This window comes from uncultured Marivirga sp., from assembly GCF_963974845.1.
Classification (GTDB): domain Bacteria; phylum Bacteroidota; class Bacteroidia; order Cytophagales; family Cyclobacteriaceae; genus Marivirga; species Marivirga harenae.
Genome location: NZ_CAXBEQ010000003.1, coordinates 463,991 through 481,627, shown reverse-complemented (window position 1 = coordinate 481,627; position 17,637 = coordinate 463,991). Strand labels below are relative to the sequence as shown.

General features: G+C 35.1%; 16 protein-coding genes. 2 read left to right on the top strand and 14 right to left on the bottom strand.

Annotated features, from left to right (window positions below):
* Positions 1-18: 18 nt before the first annotated feature.
* The 14 genes from AAC601_RS09590 to AAC601_RS09525 form a co-directional block, all read right to left on the bottom strand.
* Complete coding sequence (locus AAC601_RS09590; protein WP_340153098.1) at positions 19-882, bottom strand: class I SAM-dependent methyltransferase; 864 nt, start codon at positions 880-882, stop codon at positions 19-21.
* A 97-nt stretch (positions 883-979) separates the two neighbouring features.
* Positions 980-1,549, bottom strand: a complete 570-nt coding sequence (locus AAC601_RS09585; RefSeq protein WP_340153097.1) for a hypothetical protein — start codon at positions 1,547-1,549, stop codon at positions 980-982.
* Positions 1,536-2,285, bottom strand: a complete 750-nt coding sequence (locus tag AAC601_RS09580; protein ID WP_340153096.1) for a phosphocholine cytidylyltransferase family protein — start codon at positions 2,283-2,285, stop codon at positions 1,536-1,538. The genes AAC601_RS09585 and AAC601_RS09580 overlap by 14 nt, the downstream gene beginning before the upstream one ends.
* Positions 2,278-2,904, bottom strand: coding sequence for a gamma-glutamyl-gamma-aminobutyrate hydrolase family protein (locus tag AAC601_RS09575; protein ID WP_340153095.1), 627 nt, complete (start codon positions 2,902-2,904; stop codon positions 2,278-2,280). The genes AAC601_RS09580 and AAC601_RS09575 overlap by 8 nt, the downstream gene beginning before the upstream one ends.
* A gap of 7 nt (positions 2,905-2,911) precedes the next feature.
* Positions 2,912-5,284, bottom strand: a complete 2,373-nt coding sequence (locus AAC601_RS09570; protein ID WP_340153094.1) for a PEP/pyruvate-binding domain-containing protein — start codon at positions 5,282-5,284, stop codon at positions 2,912-2,914.
* Positions 5,281-6,429 (bottom strand): CDP-glycerol glycerophosphotransferase family protein, encoded by a 1,149-nt coding sequence (locus AAC601_RS09565; RefSeq protein ID WP_340153093.1) that lies wholly within the window; start codon positions 6,427-6,429, stop codon positions 5,281-5,283. Before AAC601_RS09565 ends, AAC601_RS09570 begins: the two co-directional genes overlap by 4 nt.
* Before the next feature lie 157 nt (positions 6,430-6,586).
* Positions 6,587-7,693: a DegT/DnrJ/EryC1/StrS family aminotransferase gene (locus AAC601_RS09560; RefSeq protein ID WP_340153092.1), complete on the bottom strand. Its 1,107-nt coding sequence runs from the start codon at positions 7,691-7,693 to the stop codon at positions 6,587-6,589.
* On the bottom strand, positions 7,690-8,238 hold the full coding sequence (locus AAC601_RS09555) for an acyltransferase (protein WP_340153091.1): 549 nt from the start codon (positions 8,236-8,238) through the stop codon (positions 7,690-7,692). Before AAC601_RS09555 ends, AAC601_RS09560 begins: the two co-directional genes overlap by 4 nt.
* Entirely contained in the window at positions 8,235-8,651 is a 417-nt protein-coding gene (locus AAC601_RS09550) for an FdtA/QdtA family cupin domain-containing protein (protein WP_340153090.1), read from the bottom strand. The genes AAC601_RS09555 and AAC601_RS09550 overlap by 4 nt, the downstream gene beginning before the upstream one ends.
* Positions 8,648-9,052, bottom strand: coding sequence for an FdtA/QdtA family cupin domain-containing protein (locus tag AAC601_RS09545; protein ID WP_340153089.1), 405 nt, complete (start codon positions 9,050-9,052; stop codon positions 8,648-8,650). Before AAC601_RS09545 ends, AAC601_RS09550 begins: the two co-directional genes overlap by 4 nt.
* The gene (locus AAC601_RS09540) at positions 9,049-10,107 is read right to left on the bottom strand and encodes an NAD-dependent epimerase (RefSeq protein ID WP_340153088.1); all 1,059 of its coding nucleotides are present in this window, start codon (positions 10,105-10,107) and stop codon (positions 9,049-9,051) included. Before AAC601_RS09540 ends, AAC601_RS09545 begins: the two co-directional genes overlap by 4 nt.
* 323 nt (positions 10,108-10,430) lie before the next feature.
* Complete coding sequence (locus tag AAC601_RS09535) at positions 10,431-10,958, bottom strand: ArsR family transcriptional regulator (protein WP_340153087.1); 528 nt, start codon at positions 10,956-10,958, stop codon at positions 10,431-10,433.
* Between the two features lie 720 nt (positions 10,959-11,678).
* Entirely contained in the window at positions 11,679-14,096 is a 2,418-nt protein-coding gene (locus AAC601_RS09530; RefSeq protein WP_340153086.1) for a polysaccharide biosynthesis tyrosine autokinase, read from the bottom strand.
* A gap of 6 nt (positions 14,097-14,102) precedes the next feature.
* Positions 14,103-14,909, bottom strand: a complete 807-nt coding sequence (locus AAC601_RS09525) for a polysaccharide biosynthesis/export family protein (protein ID WP_340153085.1) — start codon at positions 14,907-14,909, stop codon at positions 14,103-14,105.
* Between the two features lie 293 nt (positions 14,910-15,202).
* Here AAC601_RS09525 and rluF point away from each other — a divergent pair, with 293 nt between their 5' ends.
* Positions 15,203-15,934 (top strand): 23S rRNA pseudouridine(2604) synthase RluF, encoded by a 732-nt coding sequence (gene rluF, locus AAC601_RS09520; RefSeq protein ID WP_340153084.1) that lies wholly within the window; start codon positions 15,203-15,205, stop codon positions 15,932-15,934.
* Entirely contained in the window at positions 15,924-16,646 is a 723-nt protein-coding gene (locus AAC601_RS09515; RefSeq protein WP_340153083.1) for an alpha/beta hydrolase, read from the top strand. Before rluF ends, AAC601_RS09515 begins: the two co-directional genes overlap by 11 nt.
* The last annotated feature ends 991 nt before the right edge of the window (positions 16,647-17,637 follow it).

Sequence of the window (17,637 nt, the reverse complement as noted above, 5' to 3'; positions counted from 1 at the left end):
TAGAACTCATATAAGGCCTTAATAATGATACTGTTTTTGTGCCTTTTCAAGATTGAAAGTAGTTTTTACTGGTGAGCCTGGTTTGTCTAGCTTTTCAAATACAGCAAATAATTTATCAATATCTTGAGGAAAGAATGCTTTTACCATTTTAAATTTAACAAGCTTAAAATATTTACTAGCAATTTCAAACTTTAAATCCAAATCTTTGTCATCACCATATATATTATGACTTTCAAAAAACAAAATCCCTCCATTATTGAGAACATTAAATATTTTACTGATATATGATTCAAATCCAATATTCAAATTTCCATCTATGGTAAAGTGATTGGATAATGAAAACACAATATCGTATTTATTTTCAAATTCAAATTTAGTGAAATCTCCCTCAATAAAATTGACATTAGATATATTTAAGAATTTGGCTGTTGCTTCTCCCATTTTTACTAAATAAGGATTTAATTCAATACCTTCAACCTCTTTGGAATATTCGGCAAGATAACAAGCCAACCAACCAGCATTACTACCAATATCAAGAACAGTTTTATCTTTAGATAGGTAATTGGCGATATCGTAGTTTTCCATTCTAGGCTCTGTTGGTTTTATACCATGAATGCCTATTCGTTTATAGCCCTGATAGTAATATCCTTCACAATACACAAAAGAATTCCAACTTTGTAATTGAGCTACTTTTAATTCATCTAATTGTTCATGTAATTTTTTAAGTGAACTGTCATTAGCTACACTTTTCCGATCCTTTTCTTCCAATTTATATTTAAGATCCAAATAGGTTTGTTTTTTCTTGCCTGAGATATTTCTCAGCTTTCTGTATAATGCAACAAGAGGTTTAATCTTTTTTAATTCTTTTCTAATTCTATTCATATTTCAATAATTGTCTGTAATAAATTTTTAAATATATTATCCGAAAAGTGGATTGGTGTTAATAGCTCAGTTTGTATAGCCACATAACAACAAAATTTCAATCTAATGAACGCTTGGTTAATTCATCCCTAACAATTTCATACTCAGCACTTACAGATAATTTACATAATTTCATTTCATTTTGATTCAACCTCTCTTTATTTGAAATGATTATATCATTTATCTTTAATAGTGCATTCAAATACTGATATCTATTTAGTTCAATGAAAAGTTGAGCCATCAGTTGACCAAATTTAGCATACAATGAAAAGTCCATGAAATTATTTCTATTGGAAGGCCTCATCAATTCATTATAATCTGAATATATCTTCTTGGTTACTTCAAATCTCTTCACCCACAAATTGATCTTATTTAAATATGATTTAAAATTCACTTCTTCTTCAAGCAAAAAATCCAATAAATCATTAGTGGGAGTAAATTCCTTATTAAAAATCTCTTTCTTCCGAGGCTCATCATTTTCTGTATTTATTTGACCTTCGGTCAGGAACTCTTTTCTACTTATTGCCCATTCATCCAAAAAGGCTTTTCCCTTATACTGGGAATATGAATAATTGATTTTATCAGAGGGTGAACCCTTGTCAAGGTATTTATATTTATCGCCAATCATGTTTCCAATTTGGGTTCTTTTTTAACTCCGTTTCGTAAGCCATCAGATCCTCCATGGAATCGGCTTCACACCACTTACCCTGAATAAAAACAGTTTCTACTGATTGATTTGTTTTCAGTACTAAATTTAACATAGAAGTCATATCCAGTGAATCACTTTTATCTTGAGGCAATTCATGAAAGATATCCTTTAGCAGATGCCACCCTTTTTTACTCAACTTTATTAAGCCCATGAATTGGGCTTCAATATCATCAAAGCTCTCAGTTTTCTTACCGATTTCAATTAGCTCGCCATTTTTAGTTTTAAAAGTTTCAGCGTCATCAAGTGGTTTTTCAAATCTTAAACTCCATAAATCCAGCCAGTCCTTATCAGCGGTAATCACAAGATCACCTGAAGCCTCTTTAAGTTTTTCAATATGATCGGAATGGTAAACAATATCTGAATATGATATAATGGTATCACCATCAAAATCAGGAGCACAAAATAAGGAATATACCATATTAGTTTCACTCCATCTATTATTATTGAATTCATTAAAATCCCCAGTAATCATTTCCGGCTTATAACCTTTTACTATATTGATTTCAGAAAGCCCTGCCGTTCTGATAGCATCGAGTTGCCATGATAATAATGTTCTATTATTTAATACAGTTAAGCATTTTGGTTTATCCGAAGTAGCTTGCCCCATTCTAGAACCTCTTCCAGCTGCCAATATTATTACTCTTGTTTTACTCATGTTCGTTTAATAAAAAGTTACTGATCAATTTTGTTTCCCAATCTGGTGCCGTTAAATTTCTCTCAGGATGCCACATCAGGCCTAAAATATTATCTCCTGTAACCCCTTCTATCCCTTGGCCATTAGGAGCTTCACAAAGTATGTTAAGTGCTTTTGCTAAATCTGGTTTATAAATAACATTATTATGATAGGAATTAACCATTTTTTCATGATCTCTAAAAATCACTTTATGAGAAGTGGCCACATGCTCTTTTGATTCACTCTTGCTCAATTGAGAGATTTCACCACCTAGCCATTTATTTACTAATTGCATTCCTCGACATATCCCTAATACAGGTAATTTATTTTGCCTGGCATATTGAAATACGTTATATTCAGTTTCATCTCTTTTGCTAAAAACTCCATAATCATCACCACCTGTGAGAATAATCCTGTTAACCCTCCATTTTTGCATATAAGGAATAATATCCTTTTCCAAATTGGGTAAATACAGCCATTTCGCTTCTGGAAAGTTATTTTGCAGGTAGAGCCCCCAATCACATGCGATAGTATCCCGTAATTCATCATATCCAGCGGCATTAGTCATTCGCATACTGATTCCTATTACTATCTCTTTCATTATTCTTTTATTTGGCAGCAAAGGGAACCAATTTTTCCTTTTCTGTATCAAGAATACAAGCTCCAGCTTTTATGATCCTTTCAAAGGGTTGCTCTCCACAACCTATAGCAGCAGGTATTCCAAGTTCTGCACACCTTATCGCCATATGTGAATTAACCCCGCCATATTTTGTAATCAGTCCGGAAATCTCTCTTGAAAAAATCCAGTCATAACCTGGATCAGCTCCCTCTATACATATTATTTTATTCTTAAGATTGGGGATTTGTTCATCGTAAGGATTTAAGAAAATGATTCCCCCATCCACTACTTTATTTCCAACAAAATTTGCCTGATTTCTTTGCATTGGAACCACATTAACGTCTCTTGAACTCCGAATTAAGTAGTTTAATTTAAAGGAAGTTGCTACAGCATAATTCTCACGTGCTTTAATCACTTTTTGTCGAAAAAAGGATTTTTTCTCACTATTTAATGGGGAAAATGATGACTCTTGAATGTCATGTAATGTAAGCATACTCAAATCGTCTAAATCGAAACCAATTAGCTTGCCCCATTTCTTAATTAATTCCAAAATTTCTGATAAATGTCGAGTAAATATAAATTTCGCATATTCTCTTCCCGCCACCGCCTTAGCAAAATATTGAAAGAGGGCATCAACGGAAATATCCTTAAATTTATGTTCCGTCAATAAATTTTCGAATCCTAATTTTTCTTCCGGAGAAAGTTCAAAGTGATGATCAGCTACCGGTTTTTCAGGATTACCTTCAAATAAATTAGATCGATCTCTATAACTTGGTGATAAAATATCATAAGAACTAGGACGTAAATGTCCATATTTCTGTAAAAACTCTGTTTTAGGCAATTGACTTTTACAAACTTTATAAAAATCACTGCTCATTTCTCCTGCGATGGTCCTTATGCTTTTTCGAAATTCACTGACGCGCTCTTTGGTAATAACTCCCTTTTTTATAGCAGATCTCAATAACACCTCTGTTATAAAACCATGTCTTGCTGTAATTGAAAAAGGGATGGTACCGTAAGTTTTACATTCTTCTACCAATGTATTTATTCGATCTACGACTTCAAGTGGCTCATTAAACATTTGATGTTCAAAAAGTTGAAGCGATTTTAAATATTCAATATCGTTTAATGCTATATCCAATGAATTATTAGCAGATGGTCGGATTGCATCAACAGTTAATTCCTTCAAGCTATCTTGATAATGAGTAAATTCTTTTTCCGAAAGCAACTTCGGATAACGATTTTCAAAAGTCTCAGAAAAAGTAAAATCATAGGCTGTAAAAACCACTTCAAACTCTATCTTATCGTGTAAATGAGGATCATTTTCTAGTCGCACTAAATACGCATCAGTCAACTTCTTCGCAATTTCTCCTTCTAGTTTAGCTGGTAAAAAAGAATTCAAACTGTTTCTTACATCAATATATGCTCTACCGTATAAGGAAACCATTAGTTCTATTGGGGGTAGATCTCGGTACCCCATTTTAGTCCTTGCAATTCTCCATACATCATTCGTTATCAATGTTCTGTAAAGAGAAAGTGCCATGGGATGTGGAATTACACCAATCATTTCTGCTGGATTCCAGTCAGGCATTATACCAAATAATGTTTTGAAACCAAATAAACCACTTCTTGGCCTCATTAACGAATCTATATACTCCCTTAAAAAACTAATTCTTTCTGATACCAGTTGATTAGCAGAATGATTCCATTTACCACTAGTAGTTATTTGTCTCACCTGAAGCAAGTGAACATGGTTATCTCCATCTACTGCAAATTCTATATCTAGTGGGATATTGTCAAAATAATCCTCTAGCGACCTAACCAATCTTAAAACTTCCAGCAATTGATTAGAATCAAAATCAGATTCTTTAACACCATTGTAAAGATATACAGTTTTATTAATGCTATTACCGCTTGTAACTGTGTCAGTCTTACCGGTTACATCATCATAATTGATAACATAGTAAGGCGAACCATCTTTCAAGGATTTGGTCATTACAACACCACTCATTACAACTCCCTCAACCATTGGTTGCACAAGCACTTGATTATCAATATTTTCATCAAAGGAATAAATAACCTCAGTGATATTCTTGATCAAAGATTCGGATGAAGAAATATCAACATTTAATTCGCTATGAAAAGCTCCAGCCATAGAATCTGAGACTGAATCTTCAGCCATGGCACTACTTCTTACTGCTAATAAAGTAACCCCTTCAAATTTCTCTTTTATTTCATTTAGGATTACATCTTGCTCTGTTTTCCAAGATTTGACAGTAAAAAAATATACTGCAGGCACAGGAAACCCTTCATTTAAAAGTTCAATTAATGTTTCAGCCTTTGTACCTTTCAATTTTTTCATACTACTCCCTTAAATTGCTTTTCTAATTCTTCGTAAATATTAATTGTTGCCAGTTTCCCATTTGAAGGCTTAAGGGTCTTTTCAACAAAAAGATCTCTTTCACTTTTTCTATTATCATTCCCTTTAAGTATCACGTCTTGGATAAATTCAGTTATCTCTGATTCTGAGGAAGAATGATAATGTAAATCATACAATTTTTGCCCAAAGCTATTTATTCGGTCTCTTATATCATCACTGCGTTTTAAAAATAGCACAGGGTGTCCAGTACACATATATTCAGCCATGAACGAAGCTGAATCATGTATTAATGCATTTGATTCAATAAATAAATCTACGTAATCAGACTCTTCTAATTGAGTGTTAGGATTTATTGCCCAATAATTATAATACTCATCCGTCCTTTCTTTACCCCAATCTGACCTTTGGTATAATGCATTTTTTAAAATGGGATGTGGTTTGAAGGCAATCTGAATATGTCTGTTTTGCTCGGCAAATTTTTGAAAATAATCATAATAGTCCAAAAATGTAGAATACATAAGGCTTCCTTCCTTGTCGGCAATTGAATGATGGGGAGCCCAAATAATCTTTTTCGCAGGGTACTCTACTGAACTATTTTTTTTCCACACTGCTTTGGGCACATACTCTTTATCGAAAAAGCTATCTAAAGCAGGATATCCCGTAACTTTTGCATTGCCGTAATCAAAATCTTGAAATGATTTGTAAATGCTCAAATGTTCATCCGTTTCCAAAAAGTACTTCCAAAGTAGGGAATGAAATCTTTGACCATAGTGCATGCGAGTAAGACCGATCACTACAAAGGCATAGGGGACATAACAAGTAATATAATCTCGGAAATTATGAATATAATATTCGGCTTTAGTTAAATTATGTGGATTAGTAAAAAAGATTATGTCCGGTTTAACCTCTTTCTTAATATCAATCCATTTCGCTACTTCATCATGGTATGAGTTCACAACGTTATAGCCTTTATTTTTGAAATGATTGTAAATATCATCCATCTCAGAAATCATATAATTAAATTCCAATTGTGTATACGGACAAACCACGATTTGAGGAAGGAATCTACTATCATTTTCTAAGAGTTTATATAGTCTATCATACTTCCACACCGCTTTATGAATCAAGATAAAAATTACTTTTATTTGTTCTTTATCTTTTAACCTCTCAATTCTTTTCTTTTGTTTGTTCCTAATTTTTGTAAGAAGTAGCCTAAATCTCAGTTTCTTAAGAAATAATAAAAGGTCACTAGGTAAAAAGAATGAAAGAGTTTTTTTTAACGAATCAGTCATTAAAAAATGTTTTTACTTTCTTCGTAATATAGTCAATCTCAGAATCCCGAAGTCCAGGCCACAGAGGCAAACTTAAACATGTATCAGCTAAGTTTTCTGCAATAGGAAAATCTCCTTTTTTGTAGCCAAGAAATTGGTAACATTCTTGCAAATGCGGAGGAACAGGATAATGGATTAAAGTTCCTATACCTGCATCATTCAAATGCTTTTGTAATGCTTCTCGTTTATTGGTTCTAATTACATACAAATGATATACATGTGTAGCTTCTTCTATAGTTTTTGGTAAAATTAAATCTCCTATTCCTTTAAGCTTTTCTGAATACCATTTTGCAATTTGCTGCCTCTGTTTTGTCCAGTTATTTAATTGTTTGAGTTTAATAGATAAGAAAGCTGCCTGTAATTCATCCATTCGCATATTATGGCCTATGAACTGATGATGGTATTTTACTTTACTTCCATAATTTCGTAATGAGCTTATTTTATCTGCCAGAGATGCATCATTTGTGGTAACTGCCCCCGCGTCACCTAATGCTCCTAAGTTTTTACCCGGATAGAAACTGGTTCCATTTGCATGCCCCCAAGAACCTGTTAATTTACCTTTAAAACTAGCTCCATGTGCTTGGGCATTGTCTTCTATTACATAAAGATCTTTTTCTTTGGCTAATTCCATAATTGCTTCCATCTCACATGCCTGCCCATAAAGATGCACAGGCATAATGGCCTTTGTTCTATTGGTAATAACAGACCTTATTCCCTTAGCATTTATATTATAACTGTTAATATCAGGTTCAGCAAAAACAGGTTTTGCACCCAAATAGCTAACAGCTAAAGCAGTTGCAATGTATGTGTTAGAAGGTAAAATTACTTCATCATGAGGCTGTAGATTTAAAGCTTTAAGCGATAGGAAAAGTGCATCTAAACCATTGCTTACTCCTATAGCATGCTCTACATTATTAAAAGAAGCATATTCTTTTTCAAACTGCTTTATTTCCTCACCCATTAAAAACCAGTTACGATCATAAATCCGAGTAAAAGCACTTTGCATTTCATCTCTTAAAGCCTCATGCATTGGAGCAAGATTTAAAAACGGTATATTCATATTTTACTTATTTGCCCGTTATTAATTTCCCATTTTTGACCTTTATTATCCAAAAAATGATTTGCACTTTTCACCATTGGAGTTCCATCAAGATTCATACAACCGACACATTTAGCTGGACTTCCTTTCATTAATGCTCTCTCAGGAACATCCTTAGTAACTAAAGCACCAGCTGCTATTAAAGAATGAGCCCCTATTACCAATCCACCTAAAATGGTGGCATTTGCCCCAATAGATGCATTCCTCTTTATAATTAGATGTTGCATTTGGTAATTTGTATTTTTCGATTTTGGAAACTTATCATTTGTAAATGTGGCATTAGGCCCTATCATCACGTCATCTTCTATAGTCATACCATCCCATATAAATACGCCAGGCTTTATGGTTACCCTGTTTCCTATTTTTACCAAGGATTCAATCAAAGTATAACAATTGATATTGCAATCTTCACCTATTGTGGCACCTTCCAATATTATACTATACTGCCAAATCTTAGTGTTTTTACCTATATGCTTGCTTTTTACATCTGAAAGTGGGTGAATCATTTAGATTTATATTTTACAAATTCATTATAATCTCTAATATAGTCAGTTTCTGAATATTCATGTGAAGCCAAAACCAAACAAACTGACCCACTTGAGAAATTGATTAGTTCTCTCCAAAGTCCTGGAGGCATCAAGACAGCTTCATACGGTCTGTTTAAATGAAAAGACTTTATCTCTTCACCATCATCAATTTTTAATTCGAAGCTGCCGCTAGCAGATATTATCAGTTGTTGCAATTCTTTATGTGCATGGCCACCACGTTCTTCCCCTCCGGGAACATCATATAAATAATAGATTCTTTTGATACCAAAAGGGATTTCTTTCGAATTATTTATAGCCGTAATATTACCTTTTTTGGTGTGATTTTTTGGAAGAGATATAACTCGGCAATCTTTAATCGTTGAGCTTTTCATGCATGAATTAATTTATATTCTTCGAAATCACGAATATAATCAGATTCATCATATTCTTTGCTTGACATATGCAAGCTTAATGAATTTGTTGAAAAGTTCTCCATGTGGCGCCAGGTTTTAGCTGGAATGTAAATACCATAATATGACCGGTTTAAAGTTTGTTTAATTTGTTTTCCATTAGGTAATGAAATCACAACATCAAAACTACCGCTCAATGAAACAATAATTTCATCTTGTTCATGATACGCATGTCCACCGCGTTGCTCCCCTCCTGGTACATCATACGTCCAAAATACGCGCTTTATTTCAAAAGGTATTTGATCAGGATATTGAACAAATGTTAAATTACCTCTAGGATCTTCAATTTTTGGAAATTCTATAATCTTATGGCTATTCATCATTTACTACTATAATATCCCTCAAACCACTCCACAAACTCACCTATGCCCTTTTCCAAAGGTGTATTGGGCTTGTAATCAAAATCATCAATCAAGTCTTGTACATCTGCGTAAGTTTTTTGCACGTCACCAGCTTGCATAGGTAAAAATTCTTTTTCAGCAGTTTTCCCCATAGCTTTTTCTAAAGCTTCAATATAGTCCATTAGCTTTACCGGTTGGTTATTTCCAATATTATAAAGTCTATAAGGAGCATGAGAACTGCCCGCATCGGGTTGTAGATTATCAAAACTTGGATTTGATTGGGCTGGATGATCCAAAGCGGCCATAACACCATTTACAATATCACCCACATAGGTAAAATCCCTTTCCATTTCTCCATGGTTGAAAACCTTAATTTTTTCTCCTTTTCGGATGGCTTCGGCAAAGAGGAAAAGCGCCATATCAGGTCTACCCCAGCTGCCGTAAACTGTAAAAAAGCGTATGCCTGTAGTGGCTATATTAAATAAATGGCTGTAAGTATGAGCCATCATTTCATTGCTCTTTTTGGTGGCAGCATAAAGTGATAAGGGGTGGTCGGTATGGTGGTGCACTGAAAAAGGCATTTGCGTATTGCTTCCGTAAACGGAGCTGGAAGAGGCATAAACTAAATGTTTTACTGGGTAATGTCTGCAAGCTTCCAAAATATTCAAAAAGCCTTGTACGTTGGCATCGATATAAGCTTGTGGGTTTTCTACTGAATAGCGAACCCCTGCTTGTGCTGCCAGGTTAATTACATGGTCAAATTGTTCTTCTTCAAATAATTGGTAGAGGTATTCTCGGTCGCAAAGGTCGGCTTTCACAAATCGGAAATTCGGGTATTCCTCGCTGAAGACTAATTGATGGTCTTGAACGAGTTCTCTTTTTATGCCGAGTTCGTTGAGGCGGCCGTATTTGAGGTTCACATCATAGTAATCGTTGATGTTGTCGTAGCCGATAACGGTATCGCCTCGTTCAAGAAGGGCTTTGGTTAAATGGAAGCCAATAAAGCCAGCGGCTCCTGTAACAAGTATCTTTTTCAAATTTATATTTTTTATTAACAGCTAAAGCTGTTTTAATTTTACCACAAAAGGGACAAAAGAGAACAATAGACAGCCTAAGGCTGTAAATAAACACACGAAAAAGCACGGAACCTGTCCCGTACTGAAACTCGGGTGGCACAAAGTTTACGCTAAGGAAATGATTAGATTCCCTAATTTCTTTTTCTAAATTGAAGAACTACTATCAAATTGTTCAGTGCAACGAACGATTTTAATTGATTTTGTTCAGTATGACTAAGATTATTAAATCTTTAATTATTAATTATTAGTAAAAACTTTATTCGTAATTCCGAAATTCGTAATTATTAACTTTCCCAAAGAAGCAATCCAGCTTCAGCAGTGGGTACCTGACCAATAAACTCATTAGGGCTCATGAACAAAAAACGAATTTTTCGATCTATTTTCTTCTCCGCTATGCTGGTCATATTAGCAATATAACCATGATTAAACTGCCTCCCTACCAAAAGGAAATCAATAATACCACTATCAACCCCCTTAGCGTACTCTCCGATCAAATAGACTTTGTCCAACTGACCAACATTGCCGATGATCTGCTCTATAACTCGGTCAATGCCAATATATTTTCTGATAATACTATGTATGTCTTCAAATAAGGGATGCTGTGTATTAGCCTGATATAATTTTTTATTGCCTTCAACATCTGCCTTCAACATCCCCGCTTCCTCAAATTTGTTGAGCTCTAAACGTATAGCATTGGTGCTTTCTCCAAACTCTCCTTCTAATGAACGCAAATAGCTTTTGGTCTGCGCATTCAAGAAGAACTTGAGCAGGAGTTTAATCCGGGTTTTAGAGGTGACTAGTGTTTCGAGCATTTATTTTAATAACGGAAGCTAATTCCTAACGAACAGATGGAATCTATCTCTATTGTTGTAACGCTTGAATATGGATGTTTGAAGATCGAAGTTTGTTCGTAGATAAATCAAACTTATTTATTTTTGATCGATCGGACTTCAAAATTAAAAACCTTCTCCAATACTTACTGTTAATTTTCTGCTTTTAACTGGTCGATTTGACTATTGATGTCGACTTGTTAATGTAAAACGCAGCCTGCAAAGTCCCCCTTTGGGGGATTTAGGGGGCCACAGCTTCGCCCTTTCAGTCCCAGTTGGGGCTTACTAAATAACTATTTCAGTATTAGCATATATTAAACTATCAATCAGACCAACACCCCTATAATCCCCTCAAGGGGATAGTGCTCACAGATTGGGTTTCGTAGAATACGATCGATATTAAACTCAAACTTAACAAAATTGAACTTTTCTTTGATAAGATAAAGTTTAAGTGAACACATAACGAGTAGAATAACTACTCAATTATAAATTTATGGGATTAATTTCTTATTTGCAATAGTGATGGTAAATAGTAGAAGAAAAGAACTAACTCCCTTTTTTTCTAATTTTGAAAGCTAATATTAATTTAGAAGCAAGGCGTTTTGAGGTCAACAAAATAAATACAGGTGACAGGCCGTAAATGATTTGTATCTTTATACACTCTCCCCACAAGCCAAGCAAAAAAATTTAATTCTTAATTAATTAACTTTCATGATAATAACCATGACCATCATTACGCTTGCCGTAGCCATAACCATAACCATAGCCGTAACCATAGCCGTAGCCATAACCATAACCAGGTCCAGCTTTCTTTATATCATTGAATAGGATGCTAATATTTTTGATTTTTCCCTTACTATACAATTCATTAGCTGCCACCACTGCTTCTTTAGGCGTATAATCTTGCCTTACCATAAAGATGGTATGATCCGCAAATTTAGAAAGTACGAAAGCATCTGTTACTAAGGCTATAGGAGGAGAATCGATAATGATAAAGTCGTAGCTGTGAAAAGCTTTGTCAAGGTTTTCTTTCATCACTGGTTTCATCAATAGCTCACTCGGATTCGGTGGAATAGGACCACCACTCAAAAGATCTAGATTTTCAATCTCTGTTTTTTGCACTACCTCCTTCAACTCTGCCTGACCAGATAGCAAATTACTTAAACCAAATTCATTATGAAGATTGAAATCATCATAGATTTTCGGCCTTCTCATATCAGCTCCTATCAGTAGTGTCGGTCGTCCCGAAAGGGCTAAAACGGTAGCAAGATTAATCGTAGTAAACGTTTTACCCTCACCAGAAATAGAAGAAGTTACCAAAAAGATCTTTTTTTCTTTTCCCTCCGTATAAAAATTCAGATTAGAACGCAGTGCTCGAAAAGACTCAGATACGGCCGACCTTGGCTTTCGGTAGACCACAAGGTTATCTTCCAGTTTTTTGTGGCCAATCCCCCCTATCACTTGTATGCCAGTTGCTCGCTCAATGTCCTCTTTTGATTGAATTTTATTATTAAAGAGTTCCAATACTATGAAAAAACCAATAGGAATGACTAATCCCACTATTAAGAAAATCATGTAATTCTGGGTGGTTTTAGGTGTGATTGGTCCACCTGCCAATTTTGGTGGATTTACCATTCTTATATCACTAGTCGTAGAAGCTTGGGATATAGCCGCTTCCGCTCTTTTTTGCATTAAAAATGTATATAAACCTTCTCTAAAGGAATAGTCTCTTTTAATATTAATAAAGTCTTGCTGCAAATTGGGTAAAAGCCTTAATTGGTCTTCCAGGGTCTTCTGTTGGCGCCTTACCGACTTTTGCATAATCGCTCTAGTTTCCTCCAGCGTTTTTATACTACTCAAGATATTCGTCTTCAAGGCCCTAATTTGTTGCTTTTTGTCTTCTAATACAGGATTTACAGCCTTGTCCTTTTGTTGAAAGCGTTTAATTTCGATATCCAATTGCAATAGTCTGCTTAGCATTTCAGCAATGACTTGATCTTCAATGCCGACACTTTGTGGCGTTACCACTTGATCCATTCTATTGTCAGACTCCTGCAGAAATTTTCTAAGGTAATTGTAGTACTGCTCCTGAACAGTGTATTGCACTGCAGCTTGTTCTATCTCTCTTAAATTCTCATAAATACGGACTGCTTCACCATCCATATTGGTCACCACATTTTGTTTTTTAAACTCCATCAGCTTTTGCTCATAGAATTCTAGTGTATCTGAGATCTCGTTTAACTGCTCATCAATAAATTGAATAGTCTGGTTGGCTGTCTGGTTTTTCCGATCAATATCCAGCTTTTGATATTTTTCAATAAAAGTATTTAGAAAATCAATTTCTTTTCTTGGCTCAGGTCCATTTAAACTCAAGTTCAAAACCGAGGAGCCTTGCTCTGCCCACTTTGCAATTAGTTTAGACTGGTATTGACCAGTAATACTTTCAGGATCATTAAATCTTAACACATAGTATTTATTTAAATCTCCATCCGCAATTACTCCTTCATTTCGCAATATCACTTTATGGCCATTAATGGGCACTAACTCACCAAATTGATAAATATTTTCTCCTTTTTGAGTTTCCCCATCTCCAGTGAAAACAAGATTAGAAAGCTTAAACTGCTTTTGATTGATAAAAGTAATCCCCGCTGACTTGCCATAAGGATACTCGGTTCCGGTTTCTGCCTCAATTTTGACTGGAAAATCAGGGTTGTAATATTCTGAACTTTTTATTTCCCCTTCGCGGTAATATGCTACCTGAAAGTTCAGTTCTTCAATAGCAGAACGGATTAGTGGAAATGATTTGATTACATACATTTCATTGTAAAAATTCCTGTATGGATCAGAAATGGCATTATTGTATAAAAATTTAGCGCCCACTTCTTCCTGATTTTCTTTAATCATGATAGAAGCGCTGACAGGATAAATCCTGGTCGTATACCGGTTGATAATATAAGCTGCAGCTAAGGATAATAAGGAGGTAATCACTATGATGTACCAAAACTTAATAACCTTATACAATACGCGTTTAAAGTCAATTAATTGATTGCCATCATTGGAAGAGGTTCCCATACTGGGATCGGCAAAATCAGAACTATATGGGTTAAATTGATTATCCAATATCTTTTATCTTGTAGCGCTTAAACCAAAAAAACTTCCAATAAATAATACAGCAGAAACTGATGAAAGCAATAAACTTAGATTTTGACTGTAGTAACGTCTAATAGGTCTTTGTTGCAATGGTGGAACTATTATAATATCATTTTGATAGACATAAAATTTTTCTGACTCTAAAAACTCTTCATCTAGCAAATTGATATAAAAAACTTCCGCCTTATCACCTTTTTGCCGTATAACTTTTACATTATCACGGCTGGCTAATTCTGTAAGCCCTCCCGCCATGCCTATCGCTTCCATAAAAGTCACCCTTGTATTTTGTGTGGTCACCACACTTTCACCGTTTACTTCACCTAAAACTGTAAATCTATAGTTTAACAATCTAACTTTCACTACTGGATCCTCAACGTATTGTTCCGCAATACTTTGCAAAGTATCCTGAACCTCAAAAACGGTCATGCCTTGCACTTTAATTTTCCCTACAATCGGAAATCCGATTTGTCCTTCAGGGTCTACTAACTCCCCTCTTAATCCAATCAAACCTCCGCCACCACCGCCAAGGTTTCCACTGCCCATTCCAAAGTCACTGAAAATATCGAAATCTTCTTCTGTAATGCTTTTGAATTGTACTGATAATATATCCTGAGGTTGGATTTTATAATCGTGATAGGTCAGTTCATATTCCCTTAAAACGGTATCTTTTGGTTGATTCTCGTGTAAATCATCTTTTTGTAGATATACTAATCGTTTATTTCCTACACAAGAGACAAAAAATATGGCAACTGTAACAAATAATATTAAATTTCTAATCAACATTTTTCTTTTTCAAATGACAAAACTAAGGAATTTTAATTAAGAAATAATAATTCAGGAATTAATAATGTCACTGCATTTCTTTTGATTTTAATGAAGCTCTAATATTTTAATCTTCTCATAAACGTTGTTTTATAGACTTTTGGATGTGCTCGAAAAGCTTATCTAGTTAAGGACAAGACATTTCAATGACTCAAAATTTTTCTTTACAAGATATAAACTTCAAAAGTCTTGGCATATTCAAACTTCTTGTGGTTATTTTTGTGGTCTAAAGTTGAAAAGAGAAAGCGTACATATTGGAAACTCCACTAAAACGAATCAATAAATACTTAAGCGAAGCGGGATATTGCTCTAGACGGGAAGCAGACCGACTCATTGAAGAACGCGCAGTAACCATCAATGGAAAAATACCTGAAATGGGGACTAAAGTGGCTCCAAGTGATGAGGTAAGGGTGAAAGGCAAATTGGTAACAGAACCAAAATCAGACTTCGTATACTTGGCATTCCACAAACCCAGAGGAATAGTTTGCACTACTGATACGCGAAGAGAGAAAGATAATATTATTGATTACATCAATTATCCGGAAAGAATATTTCCAATTGGGAGATTAGATAAGTATAGTGAAGGCCTTATTTTCTTGACCAATGATGGGGATATAGTCAATAAGATATTAAGAGCTAGAAATAATCACGAGAAAGAATATATCGTTCGACTCAACAAACCTATTAAAGGAGACTTTATTCAGAAAATGGCAAACGGAGTTCCTATTTTGGATACTGTGACCAAAAAATGCTATGTTGAACAATTGGGCAAAGAGACGTTTAAAATAATTTTGACTCAGGGGCTAAACCGGCAAATTAGGCGGATGTGTGAATATTTTGACTATAAAGTAGCCAGTTTAAAGCGCATCAGAATAATGAACGTTAAATTAGATATCGAAAAAGGAAAATGGCGATACCTCAGTGAGTCGGAACTAAAAGAAATTAATCAATTGGTGAGCAACTCTTCTAAAACCTATGATAATTAGACTGTTCATATTATTCCTACTAATCAGCCTGAATTCACCAAGTCCTATTTTTTCGCAACAGAAAACCACTATTTATCTTTTTCCTGGTCAAGGTTCTGACGAGCGAATATTCGATAGTCTAAAATTTGATGAGAAATTCGAAATTGTTCACATCGAGTATCCTATTCCCATGAAGGGCTGTTCCATGAGGGAATTTGCCAGAGTAGTTTCCCATCAAATAGATACTACTCAAAAAAATGTTTTGATTGGAGTTTCATTGGGCGGTATGATTATCTCAGAATTGAATGAATTCTTAAATCCCGAACAATCGATTATTATTTCCTCAGCAAAATTCCGAAAAGAACTTCCCTTAAGATATCGCTTCCAACGGCTGATTCCCATTTATAAATTAGTACCACCCAAACTGATGTTAGGTGGTGCCAAATTTTTACAGCCCATTATAGAACCAGACAGAAACACTAATAATGCTACTTTCAAAAGTATGCTGTCTGCCAAAGATCCGGTTTATATGAAACGCAGCGTCTCTATGATTATAAATTGGGACAGGGAAAAAGTACAGGAGGAATTAATTCACATTCATGGGACTAAAGACCATACTATACCTATCCGAAATGTAAAAGCAGATCATATTATTGAGAATGGTTCACATATGATGACTTTAACGCAGCACGCATCTATCCAAAAGATTTTATCTAGTTATTTGGGGCAGTAAATACTCGGAAAGTCCTACATTATACCGCCCCTTCAGGGCTTTGGGAAAGGCTTCTACTAATAACACGGGGCTTTACCCCTTGTTAGTGAAATACGTCCTTTCAGGACTTAGAGGCTCTATAACCAAGGTATTATTATGAAAAGAACCAAAGTCCCAAAGGGACGAAATATCTGAATATGGGGTGAAGCCCCATACTAAAAGACCAAAACTAAACCTAGCCCTGAAGGGGCGAAATATATGGAGAAATGATAACTCTTCTGGGATCTGTTAATAACGCCCTTTCAGGGCATTGGGAACAGCTACTACCTTTCATACAGGGCATCACCCCGTCTTAGAGAAATACGTCCTTTCAGGACTGAATATCCCTAGTGACCCTATTTTCATCTTGATCAACCCTAGAGTCCCGAAGGGACGACATATCTGAATATGGAGTGAAGCCCCATGCTAAAAGACCAAAACTCAACTTAGCTCTGAAGGGGCGAAATATATGGAGAACTGATAATTCTTCTGGAATCTGTTAATGCCGCCCTTTCAGGGCTTTGGGAACGGCTACTGCCTTTCACACAGAGCTGAACCCCGTGTTATTGAAATTCGTCCTTTCAGGACTGAATATCACTAATGACCCTATTTTCATCTTGATCAACCCTAGAGTCCCGAAGGGACGACATATCTGAATGTGGGGTGAAGCCCCATGCAAAAAGACCAAAACTAAACCTAGCCCTGAAGGGGCGAAATATATGAAGAAATGATAGCTCTTCTGGGATCTGTTAATGATACCCTTTCAGGGCTTCACATCTTCTTCATCAAGCTTCAAGGACAAATAAAAATAATGCTCAGGGGACAACCTATTATCAAGGTGGGTAAAGTCCTTGGCCTCAAAATCCAATATTCCATATAGGGTAATGGGACAAAATCAAAAAGATTCAAAAAATAATAATACTCAATCGCCATCATTTGCTAAATAAATATCAAATCAATTACTTTGAGTTTG

Bases quoted from the DNA above. Each gene is read 5' to 3' on its own strand.
- AAC601_RS09590 (WP_340153098.1), bottom strand. From the start codon at position 882: ATGAATAGAATTAGAAAAGAATTAAAAAAGATTAAACCTCTTGTTGCA.
- AAC601_RS09585 (WP_340153097.1), bottom strand. From the start codon at position 1,549: ATGATTGGCGATAAATATAAATACCTTGACAAGGGTTCACCCTCTGAT.
- AAC601_RS09580 (WP_340153096.1), bottom strand. From the start codon at position 2,285: ATGAGTAAAACAAGAGTAATAATATTGGCAGCTGGAAGAGGTTCTAGA.
- AAC601_RS09575 (WP_340153095.1), bottom strand. From the start codon at position 2,904: ATGAAAGAGATAGTAATAGGAATCAGTATGCGAATGACTAATGCCGCT.
- AAC601_RS09570 (WP_340153094.1), bottom strand. From the start codon at position 5,284: ATGAAAAAATTGAAAGGTACAAAGGCTGAAACATTAATTGAACTTTTA.
- AAC601_RS09560 (WP_340153092.1), bottom strand. From the start codon at position 7,693: ATGAATATACCGTTTTTAAATCTTGCTCCAATGCATGAGGCTTTAAGA.
- AAC601_RS09555 (WP_340153091.1), bottom strand. From the start codon at position 8,238: ATGATTCACCCACTTTCAGATGTAAAAAGCAAGCATATAGGTAAAAAC.
- AAC601_RS09550 (WP_340153090.1), bottom strand. From the start codon at position 8,651: ATGAAAAGCTCAACGATTAAAGATTGCCGAGTTATATCTCTTCCAAAA.
- AAC601_RS09545 (WP_340153089.1), bottom strand. From the start codon at position 9,052: ATGATGAATAGCCATAAGATTATAGAATTTCCAAAAATTGAAGATCCT.
- AAC601_RS09535 (WP_340153087.1), bottom strand. From the start codon at position 10,958: ATGCTCGAAACACTAGTCACCTCTAAAACCCGGATTAAACTCCTGCTC.
- AAC601_RS09525 (WP_340153085.1), bottom strand. From the start codon at position 14,909: ATGTTGATTAGAAATTTAATATTATTTGTTACAGTTGCCATATTTTTT.
- AAC601_RS09515 (WP_340153083.1), top strand. From the start codon at position 15,924: ATGATAATTAGACTGTTCATATTATTCCTACTAATCAGCCTGAATTCA.